The following is a 13,463-nucleotide window of genomic DNA, read 5'->3' as shown; positions in this document are numbered from 1 at the left end:
TATGTATCGACTCATCGATACATTGCCCCTTCTAACGCGTTTATGCCCCAAATCTCACTAGCACAAGCTCATCGATAACGAGATTCAGTAGTGCTAGTAGCCAGGAAGATATCTTTCTCTTTGGCAAATTTAAGCTCTGATTTCGTCATATTGCTTAAACCAGCTTTGGTTGGCATCTTCGTGTGCCTGAACACCTTATCTACCCTTGTCACCAGTCATAATGGCGGTGATCACAAGAAAGAAAACATACACTAAATCATAATGTTAGATAATATCAAAGCGAGTTTCTAGCACTCCAAAGAAGTGATCAATTTTAGTTGACCATTACAGAGAAAGATTAGAAAATCATTGAAAAACTGGGAGTTAGTGAAAATGGAAAATAGAGTATATTACGGAGAATACTCACTACGTCACTGGATTGACTTAGTGTTAAAGAAAAATATTGTTTTACCTGACTATCAACGTTATTTCGTTTGGAATGAGAAGAAGGTCGAAACGCTCATTGAAACATTTACAAAAAAGCAGTTTGTTCCTCCTGTAACTATTGGTGCCTTCAAATTTAGAGACAGTAATAAAAACTTACTATTAGATGGCCAACAGAGGGTAACAAGTATTTTACTGGCATATTTAGGTCTCTACCCTGATGCCGCAAATTATAAATTAAAAGTTGATTCTTTTGCCAACGATAACGATGATGACAATAACGACGAACTTTATGACAACATTCTAGAGTGGAACTTCAAAAGTTTAGTTGAAAAGGGAACAACCAAAGTAGAGATTTTACGTAACATTCAGCCAGGAAACTATAAACACACTAATCTGAACATAACTGATGAGTTCTTAGATAGTAATTTCCTTGGGTTTTCATACTTAGTTCCTCAAACATCGGATGAAAAGACACAACAAAGTTATTACTCATCAGTATTTAGAAACATAAATATTCAAGGTGAACCGTTATTACCACAAGAAAGTAGAGCTTCTTTATACTTTCTAGACCAGGAATTGGTTGGGTTATTTGATCCTGATTTTTCTAAAAAAATTATAATCAAGCTTATTAGTAGTGAATCAAAAGCCGATTTCATTCGATATCTAGCACTTTTATCACAATATTATATTGATGGAGATAGTTGGAAGATAGCTCGTGGCTACAAGCAGAAAATGGAGAAGCTATACGAAGAATATATTTTCTTTGCAATAAATGGGAAGGATTCCGATATATTTGGAAGTTTCTTGAGTGTTTTTCCAGATAAAAAATATAAAGTTCACTTAGATAATCTAGAAAAAACGTTGACTGAGATGAATTTACTGAAAAAATACACATCCATTATTGAACTGGATACTTACCTTTTTGGTATTGTCTATCACATTCTTTTCGAAAAGAAACTGATTGATACATCACAAAAGGAGAATATACTTGAAAAGTTGGAAAATAAAATAGCCGAATATAAGATGGACAATTCTCATTTAAAAAGCCCTAACAACTTAGGTCATCTTAGAAAGAGAATATCAGATTCTATTGCAATCTATGGGGTGCATACAATCAATGAATCATAATAAATTTATATTATCCCCTATAAAAGATATCCTCGTAGATGTAACCTCTGCATGTATTGGTATAGGTTCAGGTGTAGAAACCTATCCGCTATGTGATTATGTAATGCAATCAGCTTTACTTAAGATGACAGGTGCTCAAGAACAAAAAATGAAATGCATCTGCTGGGAACTTGCCACAAATGATTATGAATATAGATATCAAAGATTCAATTTGAATCCTTTTGGCGAATGCTCAAACTATCAAGAAAAAAAAGAGATTTACAAAGATTTAGTTAAACAAATAGAAAAACACAGTGAATTAAGATTCGAAGATGGTTTGATAGAGAATAGTATAATATTACAAAACACCAATCTTGCAATAACAAGTTCTTTTGCAAACACAAATTTATTAATTTGGGCTAAAAAACCTTACCTTGAGTACAAATCTCTTTGGTCAAAAATTACTGAAAAATACTTCGCTAACAAAGAAAATCTTTTTGTAAATAAAAAAAATATTGAAAAGAATATTGAAAAAGATCTTGTCGATATGTACGAATATTTATATAAACACCGAAATAGAGTCGCTCATAACACTCTTTCATATCAACAAAATCTTCCAACTTTAAAAACTTTGTTAAACAAAAATTATCAATACGAAAATTACTTTATTTACTTTTCCATGCTGATACTGATTGATAACATCTTTATTTCATTATATGAGCACTATCTTAAAGCCATGAATCAGCCAGACCAGAATATATAATTAAAATCATATCAAAGAACGCTGCTCGCTAAACGCAAGCCTCGTCATTGCTGAAGCGAGCGGTGTGATTAAATTGGTTCTTAAATAGCTCATGTTAATTAAAAATGGACAGACAGTCACAGTACCATGCGCTAATTGCCCACGTGTAGACGCTATTCACTTAACACGCGCCCCTCCGGCAACCAGAGGGGCGTTATCTCACCGCCGCCAGCGCTATTCGGCCAACGCGCGCATCTCTTTAATCAGGTCAGATTTACCTTCAAACCCTATGCCCGGCAGTTCTGGCATGACGATATGACCCTCTTCCACCTTAACTGAATCTGGGAAACCGCCGTACGGTTGGAACAGATCCGGATAACTTTCATTCCCACCAAGACCAAGACCCGCCGCAATGTTCAGCGACATCTGATGACCGCCATGCGGTATGCAGCGTGATGGGGACCAGCCAAACTGCGCCAGTACGTCGAGGGTACGCAGATATTCGACCAGACCGTAGGAAAGCGCACAGTCAAATTGCAGGTAGTCGCGATCCGGGCGCATGCCGCCGTAGCGCAGCAGGTTGCGCGCATCCTGATGAGAAAAGAGGTTTTCACCTGTCGCCATCGCGCCTGGGTAAAATTCTGACAGCGCGGCCTGGAGAGAATAATCCAGCGGGTCGCCAGCTTCTTCGTACCAGAACAATGGATAATCTCGTAGCATTTTGGCATAGGCAATACTGGTTTCCAGATCAAAGCGGCCATTGGCATCGACGGCAAGACGCGCTTCATCGCCAATTTCAGTCAATACCGCTTCGATACGGCGACGGTCCTCTTCCAACGATGCGCCGCCGATTTTCATTTTAACTACGTTGTAGCCGCGGTTCAGGTAGCCTCGCATTTCCTGACGCAGCGCGCTCAGGTCTTTACCCGGATAATAGTAACCCCCCGCCGCGTAGACAAAGACGCGTGGATTCGCCTCAACGCCCTTCATCTCAGCCAGCAAACGGAACAACGGCTTGTTGGCAATTTTGGCAACGGCATCCCAGATAGCCATATCCAGCGTACCCACAGCCACCGAGCGCTCACCATGGCCCCCCGGCTTTTCATTACTCATCATGACGTCCCAGATTTTATGCGGATCCAGGTTATCGCCTTCGGCATTCAGCAGACTTTCCGGGTCAGCGTCCAGAATGCGGTTACGGAAGCGTTCGCGGATCAATCCCCCCTGGCCGTAACGACCATTAGAGTTAAATCCGTATCCCACCACGCGACGACCCTCTATCTCAACGTCAGTCACAACGGCCACCAGACTGGTCGTCATCTTGCTGAAATCGATATAGGCGTTACGAATGGGGGAAGCGATGGGTTTGGTAATTTCTACAACATCGAGGATACGCATGTTTTCTCCGGCGGGTTGTTAGTCAGTTATGCTCGCACTTACGCGCCTGTAAAAAGTGATAACTCATGCCGGTTTATTATTGGCATAATGTACTCAGGCAGCATTTAAGGACGCCATCGTCCTGCATTTCTCCATCTTAAGCAGTGCTTATTTACTGATCTAATGCCAAAGAGGCTGGCTGTAATGCAAAATCGGCATCACCTGGAACTCACCTGGCTTGAAGACTGCGTTGCGCTGGCGCAGTCACTCAATTTCTCCCGCGCAGCCGCTTCCCGATATGTGACGCAGCCCGCATTCAGTCGGCGCATTGTTTCGCTGGAAGAGTGGCTTGGAACGCCGATTTTTGAACGTAACCGCCGTGGCGTCAGCCTGACCCGTGCGGGGGAAGTTTTCGTCGCTCAGGTGCCCGAACTGATCCGGGCGCTATACACCCTGAGAAATGAAACCATCGAAGCGGCGGGAAATACCCGACCGGATGTTATTTTCTCCGCAACACATTCCCTGTCGTTCTCATTTTTTCCGGCGCTGATGCGTAATAACGAAAAAATCGCCCGTTTCGGCTCATTTCGCCTGCTGTCAGACACGCTCAGCGCCTGTGAACGGATGATTGAAAAAGGGGATGCGCAGTTCCTGCTGTGTTATTACCACCCTCACATGCACATCAACCTTGATCAGACGAAATATCTCAGCGTCCGCCTTGGGCGAGAAACGTTAATACCTTACGCCAAATGCGATCCCCGCTCTCATCAGCCGCTCTGGCAGGCTACGGGGGGCAAAAAGTTTCCGTTTCTCTCCTTCTCTGCAGAATCCGGTCTGGGGAGGATCCTCTCGAATACGTCACCGGTGAATCATGCCCGACGCGGTATGGACATCGCCTTCACCGCCGATCTGGCCGCCACGCTGCTGGCGATGGTTAAAGCCGGGGACGGCATTGCCTGGCTGCCGGAAAGTCTGGCGGCTCCGGACGTTCAGGCCGGGACGATCGCCGCAGCGGCTCCACAGAAGAGCGGGTTATGGGTACCCATTGATATCCGACTGTTTAGACCTGCAGGCAGAATGTCCAGAGCGGTAGAAGAATTATGGGAAATATTCGTGGGCGAGCAGAGGTAAACACCCGCCAGGTAAAGGAGAATTATCCAGCCTGCAAAATGCGCCAGGCTGGATAGGGGCAATAATTATTTACCCTGCATGTACGGCGTATAAACCCCATTCAAACTTTCGAGGAACGCCACGATATCGTCGATATCTTCCTGCGGCAGTTCTTTACCCACCTGATAACGCAGCATCAATTTAACCGCGCCATCAAGCGTTGGCACATCACCGCGATGGAAATAAGGCGCAGTCAGCGCAACGTTACGTAATCCTGGAACTTTCTGACGAAGTTTGTCACGTAGTTCATTGGTCACGTTCATCCTGCCAATATCTGCGGCAGTGACTTCGCCGAAATTAAAGTCCTTTTTCAAACCTAATGGTTCAAATGAGCGTCCGCCTAAAATAATACCTCCGTGACAGGTCGCACACTTATTTTCTTTAAATAATTGATAGCCATGTTTTTGCTGGGCCGTTAACGCCTCCTCATCACCACGTAACCACCTATCAAACGGCGAATTTGGCGTAATCAGCGTTTTCTCAAACTCAGCAATCGCATCGGTAATATTATCTCCGCTGAACCCCTGTGGATAAACCGCAATAAATTCTTGCTTCAATAGCGGATCTTTATCCAGCTTCTGGATAATTTCATCCCAGGATTTAGACGCCATTTCAATTGGGTTCAACGGCGGACCACCTGCCTGCGCCTGCAATGTCGGCGCACGACCATCCCAGAACTGTTCCACGTTGAAGACTGAGTTAAACACCGTTGGCGCGTTGATCGGCCCAACCGCTCCGCCTACGCCAATTGACGTTTTCCGGCCATCCACACCACCCGCATTCAGGGCATGACAGTGCGCGCAAGAGATCGTGCTGTCGCCGGAAATACGTGGATCGTGATAAAGCGTAAAGCCCAGCGCCACCTTGCGGGCATCAGTCGGGATGCTTTCTGGTATTGGCTGTACGGGTTCATTACGATGCTGCGCGGCGGTATCATTACTGGCGTAGTACTGTTCACGCTGTTTCGCAATCCAGCCCAGAATTTCTTCACGCTCCGCATCGCTCACCTTACCGGCCCAGTGCAGCGCGGTATAACGCGTCGGCGGCATGGTGTCGTACTGCATCACCCATTCAATTTTATTCAGGTCGCTTTGCGAAACGGGTTTATCTGCGACCAGCGCCGCACGAACGGCCTCAAGATTGAAGGATTTGTATCCCAGTTGAATGTCGTAATTCATCAACTGCTTAGCGACAGGAAAAGAAGAATAGAAAGGTAATTCAGCCGAAGGCGTGTGACAATAATCGCATCCTTTTTCGCGTAAGAATCCTAAAACTTTATTATTTGCTTCCAGCGAAGAGGCCTGAACATCAGCCTGTTTGCTCCGTTGATTATCGTGATACCACACATAACCTGATAATCCAAAATAACAAATCACGACGCCAGCTATGGCTATCGCGGTAAGACGGGTAATGATTTTCATTATTTTACCCTCACCGTTGTGAGTTATTGTGACCCAGAAAAATTAGAATAATTAATGCACAGTCTTTGTCAGACTTGACCATCATAGGAAATGAGGGGATTACTATTTTGATAAGTATCAAGCAATTACATGGAGGAGAACTATCAATAGAATAGCCTGTGCCTATTATAGCGTAAAGCCATTAGCAGGTTTCGTTCACACCTCGTTGCAATCGAATGTTCTGAAAATGGAATATCTTAAGGTCGCGCACGATTCTGAATTATTCATTATTATCATTGAGATAGTTTAATTTTTTAAATAACGCGTGACTCTAAAACGTGATCAACCGCACGCTTTACTCAGCCAATACCGAAGCGAATGTCTACGCTTAACTGACGACCGGGCAACAGCCTTACTATTTCAACGTCCATCGGAGGTCTTTCTCATTATGCTCAACCAGAAACTACCCCACGCCCCTTCTGAAGAACTGACGATCGACATCGATCTGCTTTATGAAATGGATCCGTGCGAGTTAAAGCTGGATGAAATGATTGAGGCAGAGCCTGAGCCGGAGATGATTGAAGGGCTGCCCGCCTCAGATGCCTTAACCCCGGCCGATCGTTACCTTGAGCTGTTCGAACACGTTCAGTCGTCGAAACTGTTTGCCGATAGCAAAACCTTCCCCGACTGTGCGCCCAAAATGGACCCGCTGGACATTTTGATCCGCTATCGCAAGGTCAAACGCCATCGGGACTTTGACCTGAAGCGCTTTGTTGAGAACCATTTCTGGCTCCCGGAAACGCCCTCCAGCGAATACGTTTCTAACCCGGAAAATTCGCTGAAAGAGCATATCGATCAACTATGGCCAGTGCTGACGCGCGAACCGCAGGACCACATTCCCTGGTCCTCTCTGCTGCCGTTACCGCAGTCATATATTGTGCCTGGCGGACGTTTTAGCGAAACCTACTACTGGGATTCCTATTTCACCATGCTGGGTCTGGCAGAGAGCGGTCGCGAAGATCTGCTGAAATGTATGGCGGATAACTTTGCCTGGATGATCGAAAACTATGGTCACATCCCAAATGGTAATCGAACGTACTACCTGAGCCGCTCGCAGCCGCCAGTCTTTGCGCTGATGGTGGAACTGTTTGAAGAAGATGGCGTACGTGGCGCGCGCCGTTATCTTGATCATCTAAAAATGGAGTACGCGTTCTGGATGGATGGCGCCGATTCCCTGGTGCTCAACCAGGCCTACCGCCACGTGATCAGAATGTCGGACGGATCCTTGCTCAACCGCTATTGGGACGATCGTGATACGCCGCGCGATGAATCGTGGCTTGAAGACGTCGAGACCGCCAAGCATTCGGGGCGACCGCCCAATGAGGTGTATCGCGATTTGCGTGCAGGCGCGGCCTCGGGATGGGATTACTCCTCGCGCTGGCTACGCGATGCAGGTCGCCTTGCCAGCATACGCACGACACAATTCATCCCAATTGACCTAAACGCATTCCTCTACAAGCTGGAGAGCACCATCGCCAATATTTCGGCGCTGAAAGGTGATAAAGAAGCTGAATCGCTGTTTCGCCAGAAAGCCAATGACCGGCGCGACGCGGTGAATCGCTACTTATGGGATGATGAAAACGGCTGCTATCGCGATTATGACTGGCGACGTGAACAAATGGCCCTCTTCTCTGCCGCCAGTATCGTACCGCTGTATGTCGGCATGGCAACGCATGAACAAGCCGACCGGCTGGCCAATGCGGTACGCAGCCGCCTGCTAACGCCCGGGGGCATTTTAGCCACAGAACATGAAACCGGTGAGCAGTGGGATAAACCCAACGGCTGGGCACCGCTGCAATGGATGGCTATTCAAGGTTTCAAACTGTATGGCGACGACCATCTTGGCGATGAAATAGCCCGTAACTGGTTGAAAACGGTGAATCTCTTTTACCAGGAACACCACAAACTTATCGAAAAATACCATATTGCCGACGGCATGCCGCGCGAAGGCGGCGGCGGGGAATATCCGTTGCAGGACGGCTTTGGCTGGACAAACGGCGTGGTGCGCCGACTCATCGGGCTGTATGGCGAACCTTAGCCGCTAACGGCCTGACTCCTCAGGCCGTTAGTTAATCGCATCGTAGAGTTCAGTATGAATTTTTTGCCACTTCTTATTCTCCGGGCTGGGCTCTGCACGAGCGCGCCGCTGAGCCTGTTCCAGATCATACTGCTGACGCGCGATAACCGCCGGAACCGAACAAAAACTTTGCAGGTAGCTTTTGTGCAAGGAAGTGAGTGACGCCCCATTCGACATGGCATGACTGAGCGTACTCATAAACTGTCTGCAAGGTTTGCTCTCGTTCATCTGCGCAGGATAGCGCAGCAGCAGTCTCAATACCTCGGTATTGCCCGCAGAAAATGCCTGCTCCGTCCACGCCAGCTTCCAGTCCATCCCGCCTTGCAGGAACAGTGACGTCACGCGAGTATCGTTGCGATCGATAGCCGCGCGCATGTTAAAAGCATCCCAGGTGATCCCCATTCGGGTCACAGATTCCCGTGCGGAAGGTGCATCACGCCGTGGCTCCTCCTGCACGATTTCAACGGATTGTCCGGATGACGCCTGTGGCGCTGGCGAAGTGAATAACCAGAACGCACCCAGCGAAATCACCAGCACCATCACGCCGACCGCGACCCACAACACGCCGGAAATCAGCTGTTCACGCTCCTCCGCACTGCGCTTTGCCCGCTTCTCCGGCGGATCAATACTGTCGGCAATTTCCTGTTTATCGCCGCCCGCTTGCTCATCCTTTTGCTTTGCCGTTTCCCAGAACTGGCGGACGGTCGCCTCATCAGACTCCATATACGACGCGGGATTAACACGCGTACGCCGTTCTGCAAATGCCCGTTGTACAGGGTGAGTAATCTGTCGGTACTGACAATCCAGTAGCATCAGTTGTACTGAGGTCAGCGGCTGCTGCGCGATGACGCCGTTCCGGGCCAGCCGGCAATCATCCAGAAACATACGCAACGTAAGACGTGGTTCGACAAACAGCGTCAGCACCGAGGTGTCGTTAAAAATCTGGGTAAAGTGGCGTACAAACAATTTCTTATCCACGACCATAAGCGCCAGCTCGCTAAACATCATGCCGTCCAGCGCATCCCGACTTTCACCCAGCTTTAACCAACGACGCAGGCGTTCCCCCCCGAAGTGCTGTTTCAGGAAGCTGTTGAGTGGATGTTGATCCGGCCATACCCGTGCGATAAGCGATTTGAGCGCTAATTCTATTGCACGAAGCTGACGCTGCGCGTGGATCTGTGCTTCCGGCTCTGCACGTTCAATCTCAGTTTCATACTTCAGAATCGGCTGTTGCTGGCGCAATTGTTCCAGAGACGCCACGAAGCGCAGCGCAGAAATCAGCTGGTTTTCACTGACGTCCTGGCCATTTTCATACTGTGGCACGCTCTGCTGCAGATGACGCAGCCGCAGAGTGAACTGGCTCAACTGCGCATCATTCATCTGCAACCGTCTGGCGACAGCTCCCCAACCGCCCAGATTCAGTCTGGCCTGATCCAGTTGCTCGAGGAACCATCGCGGCTCTTTGCCTTCTGCTACATGCACGCCTAACAGCAGCAATATTTCTACCGATGCCTGACGAATGATTGCCAGACAACGTTCAAAGGGTGTACATGTCGCTTGTAACGCGCTATTGGTCATCATCTTCCCTAAAAGGACCCAAAACGTGCGGCCACACAATGGTATGTCGTTATTTTCTATGAAAGCAGATATGTATCGACGTAGACTAAAACACATTCATATAGCAAATAAATCTGTTTTACAGTGACTTCCGCACAATCATTGAAAATTATTCAGGAGATATGCCCGCGCCTGTATTGAAAACATCACGCCCGATCTGTCGTCCACTGAGGGTGAACGAATACATTCACAAAGATACGCTGCGGGAAGCGGCTGCATCACATATGGCGCGATGACTGAATTTTCGGCCTGTTAAAACGTGAATATCGGCCACCAATGCCATAAGGCGTTTTGCTGTAAAAACTGGCCACATGGCAACTGGCGTAACAGAGTGGATTTCTTAAAATATATCTCTTTGTTCAGAGAGACTTATGCCGCTCCGTTCGACGCATTTCACACCCGCCTGTGTCGCATTTATTAAGCAATGGCAAGGCCTGTCGCTGGAAAAGTATCAGGATAAAAATGGGGTTTGGGTGATAGGTTACGGGCATGAAATTGCCGCAGAAGAAACCTTTGATACTCCCATTACGCTAATGCAGGCAGAATCACTTCTGCTCGCCGATCTGCATCTCTGCGAGGGGTTCATACATGAGAAAAGACCGCAAATAAAAGATCGGTTTCAATTGGAAGCATTAATTACGTGGATATTCAGCGTGGGAATAACTCGATTTAGCGCTGCAGAAATTTGGCCTGTGGCGATTTCACAGCCAGAAGTGTTCTGACTGTGAAATTTGCGGCCATTAAATGGCGTCGTTTAACATCATTGCCGCCTGGGTACGGTTTTTTACCTCCAGGCGCTGATAAAGCGATTCAAGATGGGCTTTTACCGTTCCGGTACTGATATTTAACAGTCGACCAATTTGTTTATTCGATTCGCCCGCGGCCAGCATCGTCAGAATCTCCCGCTGACGCGCACTGAGCGATTTTATATTTTGTCTGCTACTCTCAGTCGCTGTAATACAGTCTCTGGGGATAAACATCATGCCCATCGCGACACTATTGAGCGCCAGTGTGAAGGTTTCCGCGTCAGAGTCACGTGGAACAATGGCCAGCACGTTTAATTGCGTGACCTCCTGTAGCCATCTTTTACGGCAATCCGTTACTGTTACCAGCACTTTTGCCGCCGCATAGCGCTGCGCGATCTGTTGTAGCAAGCTGCGGCAGAACTCAGCATCAAGATCGCCATCCAGCATTACCAGCGCATCAGGGTTGTCTTCCAGTTTCTGCCACAGATCATCTGCCTGACTGACACCCTGAACATTCACTCCTGGAATACGTTGCTGTAAACTTACATTCATTCCATGAATAAATATTGACTGCCTGTCAAACATTATTAACTGCATTATTTATCTCCGTCTGAATAAGATATTAGCCTTAGCGCGCGGAAGAGTATAACCCATAGGGTAAAATAAGAAGTCACCATTTGGCGGAGGGCTATTCTACCGATAGTCGCAGAAGAAAGAAGCAGAAATTATGATTAGTTACAGCTCAATCAACAGAATCACACAAAGGAACAAAAACAGCGACACATATTAAGTAAATTCTTATATTCTGACGTTTATATCCATCAAATTAAAATTAATTAAACGCAGTCTATATTTGTGGCGAAAAATAAGGAATCCATACTATCAGCCAAATGTGTTACAAAATACAACATCGCATTAAATGCTTATTCAGCCAATATCTGGCTGAATAAGACACTATGGATTACAGGAACATCCCGCCGGAGACCTCAATACGCTGCGCCGTCATCCAGGCCAGCTCATCGCTGAGCAATGCGGCAATCGCGTCACCGATATCATCCGGCAAACCAACGCGCCCCAACGCAGTTTGCGATGCAATGTACGCATTCAGTTGCGCGTTATCCCGCACATTTCCACCGCTAAAATCCGTTTCTATCGCGCCGGGGGCAATAATATTGGCGGTAATTCCGCGCTCTCCCAGCTCTTTTGCCTGATAACGGGTTAACACTTCCATCGCCCCTTTCATGGCCGCGTATGCGCTGTAACCCGGCAATGCAAAGCGCGCGAGCCCGGTTGAAACATTGAGGATCCTGCCGCCTTGATTCATCAGCGGTAAAAGATTCTGCGTCAGGAAGAATGGACCTTTAAAGTGAATATTCAAAAGTTGATCAAATTGCGCTTCGGTGAACGCCGGATACGGCGCATTAATACCAACCCCGGCGTTGTTCAATAAATAATCAAAGGTGTCGCTTTGCCACTGGGCCTGTAAGGTTTTCTGCACCTGTTTTATAAACTGAGGGAATGTTGAAATATCCCCGACATTCAACGGCAATGCCGCGGCTTTACCGCCTGATTGGCGAATTTCATCCACAACCTGCTGCGCTTCTTTTTCATTGCTGTTCCACGTCAGGATGATACCAATTCCTTTGCCCGCCAGCTTAAGCGCGGCGTTTTTACCGAGTCCACGACCGCCGCCGGTCACCAATGCGATACGTTGCGTCATAAGAAACCTCATTTCTTGTGTAGTGAAGATTGAGACAAAGCTTATTAGGTGGTAAAAAAACAATAAATACCGCCAACTACGCATTACTGTTTCGTACAGAACAACAATAGGGTATGGGAATGGATAAAATTCACGCAATGCAGTTGTTCATCCGCGTCGCAGAACTGGAGAGTTTTTCGCGTGCGGCGGACACCCTTGGACTACCTAAAGGTAGCGTATCGCGACAAATCCAGGCCCTGGAAAATCATCTTGGCACGCAGCTGTTGCACCGCACCACCCGACGCGTCCAGCTCACACAAGACGGCATGATCTATTATGAACGCGCGAAAGATCTGTTAAGTAATCTGGATGAACTGGATGGCCTATTTCATCACGATCCGGCCAGCATCAGCGGCAAGCTGCGCGTGGATATGCCGGTGGGCGTTGCGAGAAATCTGGTGATGCCCCGCCTGACAGCCTTCTTGCATCAATATCCAGGACTTGAACTCGAACTCAGCAGCAGCGACCGTCTGGTGGACTTGATCCGCGAAGGTTTTGACTGCGTGGTACGCGTCGGTACGCTGAAAGATTCAGGGCTGATTGCCCGTCCGCTGGGGAAACTCACGCAGATTAACTGCGCCAGCCCAAAATATCTGGCCCGCTTTGGCTACCCGGAAAGCCTGGAAGATTTAGCCTCGCATGCGGTGGTGCATTACTCAGTGAACCTGGGAACCCGTGCGCAAGGTTTCGAAGTGGCGACAGAAAACGGTACTCAATGGGTTAAAACCGGCGGCATGCTGACGGTGAACAGCACGGAAACCTATCATGCCGCGTGCCTTGCCGGCCTGGGCATTATTCAGGTGCCACGCGTCGGCGTACGCGACGCCCTGCGCAGCGGTACGCTGGTCGAGGTATTACCGCAGTATCGTGCCGCGCCAATGCCGGTTTCTCTGTTGTATCCGCATCGCCGCAACCTCTCCCGCCGGGTTCATCTGTTTATGGAATGGCTGACCGGCGTAATGAAAGACTATGTTGACTGACA

General features: G+C 47.8%; 11 protein-coding genes. 6 read left to right on the top strand and 5 right to left on the bottom strand.

What is annotated here, in order from left to right; translation table 11 throughout:
• Positions 1-426: 426 nt before the first annotated feature.
• Positions 427-1,554 carry a DUF262 domain-containing protein gene (locus FDX11_RS19155; protein WP_212734571.1) on the top strand — a complete coding sequence of 376 codons (1,128 nt, stop codon included), beginning with the start codon at positions 427-429 and terminating at the stop codon, positions 1,552-1,554.
• Complete coding sequence (locus FDX11_RS19150) at positions 1,544-2,296, top strand: hypothetical protein (RefSeq protein ID WP_212734570.1); 753 nt, start codon at positions 1,544-1,546, stop codon at positions 2,294-2,296. Before FDX11_RS19155 ends, FDX11_RS19150 begins: the two co-directional genes overlap by 11 nt.
• 213 nt (positions 2,297-2,509) lie before the next feature.
• Here the strand turns inward: FDX11_RS19150 and FDX11_RS19145 are convergent, their stop codons facing one another.
• Positions 2,510-3,673 carry a mandelate racemase/muconate lactonizing enzyme family protein gene (locus FDX11_RS19145; RefSeq protein ID WP_085049058.1) on the bottom strand — a complete coding sequence of 388 codons (1,164 nt, stop codon included), beginning with the start codon at positions 3,671-3,673 and terminating at the stop codon, positions 2,510-2,512.
• Between the two features lie 183 nt (positions 3,674-3,856).
• Between FDX11_RS19145 and FDX11_RS19140 the strand changes: the two genes are divergently transcribed.
• On the top strand, positions 3,857-4,783 hold the full coding sequence (locus FDX11_RS19140; protein WP_137398379.1) for a LysR family transcriptional regulator: 927 nt from the start codon (positions 3,857-3,859) through the stop codon (positions 4,781-4,783).
• A 65-nt stretch (positions 4,784-4,848) separates the two neighbouring features.
• Here FDX11_RS19140 and FDX11_RS19135 read toward each other — a convergent pair whose 3' ends face one another.
• Positions 4,849-6,243: a cytochrome-c peroxidase gene (locus FDX11_RS19135; RefSeq protein WP_137398378.1), complete on the bottom strand. Its 1,395-nt coding sequence runs from the start codon at positions 6,241-6,243 to the stop codon at positions 4,849-4,851.
• A 427-nt stretch (positions 6,244-6,670) separates the two neighbouring features.
• On the opposite strand from FDX11_RS19135, the gene FDX11_RS19130 reads away from it, so the two are divergent.
• A complete protein-coding gene (locus FDX11_RS19130) occupies positions 6,671-8,320 on the top strand; it encodes an alpha,alpha-trehalase (protein WP_137398377.1) in 1,650 nt (549 codons plus the stop codon).
• Between the two features lie 27 nt (positions 8,321-8,347).
• Here the strand turns inward: FDX11_RS19130 and FDX11_RS19125 are convergent, their stop codons facing one another.
• Entirely contained in the window at positions 8,348-9,937 is a 1,590-nt protein-coding gene (locus FDX11_RS19125; protein ID WP_137398422.1) for an STY4199 family HEPN domain-containing protein, read from the bottom strand.
• Positions 9,938-10,347: 410 nt separating this feature from the next.
• Between FDX11_RS19125 and FDX11_RS19120 the strand changes: the two genes are divergently transcribed.
• Positions 10,348-10,698 (top strand): glycoside hydrolase family protein, encoded by a 351-nt coding sequence (locus FDX11_RS19120; RefSeq protein WP_042311758.1) that lies wholly within the window; start codon positions 10,348-10,350, stop codon positions 10,696-10,698.
• A gap of 18 nt (positions 10,699-10,716) precedes the next feature.
• On the opposite strand, the gene FDX11_RS19115 is transcribed toward FDX11_RS19120, so the two are convergent.
• Together FDX11_RS19115 and FDX11_RS19110 are read right to left on the bottom strand one after the other, a co-directional pair.
• Entirely contained in the window at positions 10,717-11,319 is a 603-nt protein-coding gene (locus tag FDX11_RS19115; RefSeq protein WP_042311756.1) for a response regulator transcription factor, read from the bottom strand.
• A gap of 364 nt (positions 11,320-11,683) precedes the next feature.
• Positions 11,684-12,442: an SDR family NAD(P)-dependent oxidoreductase gene (locus FDX11_RS19110; protein WP_061380957.1), complete on the bottom strand. Its 759-nt coding sequence runs from the start codon at positions 12,440-12,442 to the stop codon at positions 11,684-11,686.
• Between the two features lie 119 nt (positions 12,443-12,561).
• Between FDX11_RS19110 and FDX11_RS19105 the strand changes: the two genes are divergently transcribed.
• Entirely contained in the window at positions 12,562-13,461 is a 900-nt protein-coding gene (locus tag FDX11_RS19105) for a LysR family transcriptional regulator (RefSeq protein WP_079225853.1), read from the top strand.
• The last annotated feature ends 2 nt before the right edge of the window (positions 13,462-13,463 follow it).

The organism is Citrobacter sp. wls714 (assembly GCF_005281025.1).
In the GTDB taxonomy this organism is placed as follows: domain Bacteria; phylum Pseudomonadota; class Gammaproteobacteria; order Enterobacterales; family Enterobacteriaceae; genus Citrobacter; species Citrobacter werkmanii.
Note: the sequence above shows the minus strand (reverse complement) of the source record. Positions and strands in the feature narration are given on the sequence as shown.

Bases quoted from the DNA above. Each gene is read 5' to 3' on its own strand.
- FDX11_RS19150 (WP_212734570.1), top strand. From the start codon at position 1,544: ATGAATCATAATAAATTTATATTATCCCCTATAAAAGATATCCTCGTA.
- FDX11_RS19145 (WP_085049058.1), bottom strand. From the start codon at position 3,673: ATGCGTATCCTCGATGTTGTAGAAATTACCAAACCCATCGCTTCCCCC.
- FDX11_RS19140 (WP_137398379.1), top strand. From the start codon at position 3,857: ATGCAAAATCGGCATCACCTGGAACTCACCTGGCTTGAAGACTGCGTT.
- FDX11_RS19135 (WP_137398378.1), bottom strand. From the start codon at position 6,243: ATGAAAATCATTACCCGTCTTACCGCGATAGCCATAGCTGGCGTCGTG.
- FDX11_RS19130 (WP_137398377.1), top strand. From the start codon at position 6,671: ATGCTCAACCAGAAACTACCCCACGCCCCTTCTGAAGAACTGACGATC.
- FDX11_RS19125 (WP_137398422.1), bottom strand. From the start codon at position 9,937: ATGACCAATAGCGCGTTACAAGCGACATGTACACCCTTTGAACGTTGT.
- FDX11_RS19120 (WP_042311758.1), top strand. From the start codon at position 10,348: ATGCCGCTCCGTTCGACGCATTTCACACCCGCCTGTGTCGCATTTATT.
- FDX11_RS19115 (WP_042311756.1), bottom strand. From the start codon at position 11,319: ATGCAGTTAATAATGTTTGACAGGCAGTCAATATTTATTCATGGAATG.
- FDX11_RS19110 (WP_061380957.1), bottom strand. From the start codon at position 12,442: ATGACGCAACGTATCGCATTGGTGACCGGCGGCGGTCGTGGACTCGGT.
- FDX11_RS19105 (WP_079225853.1), top strand. From the start codon at position 12,562: ATGGATAAAATTCACGCAATGCAGTTGTTCATCCGCGTCGCAGAACTG.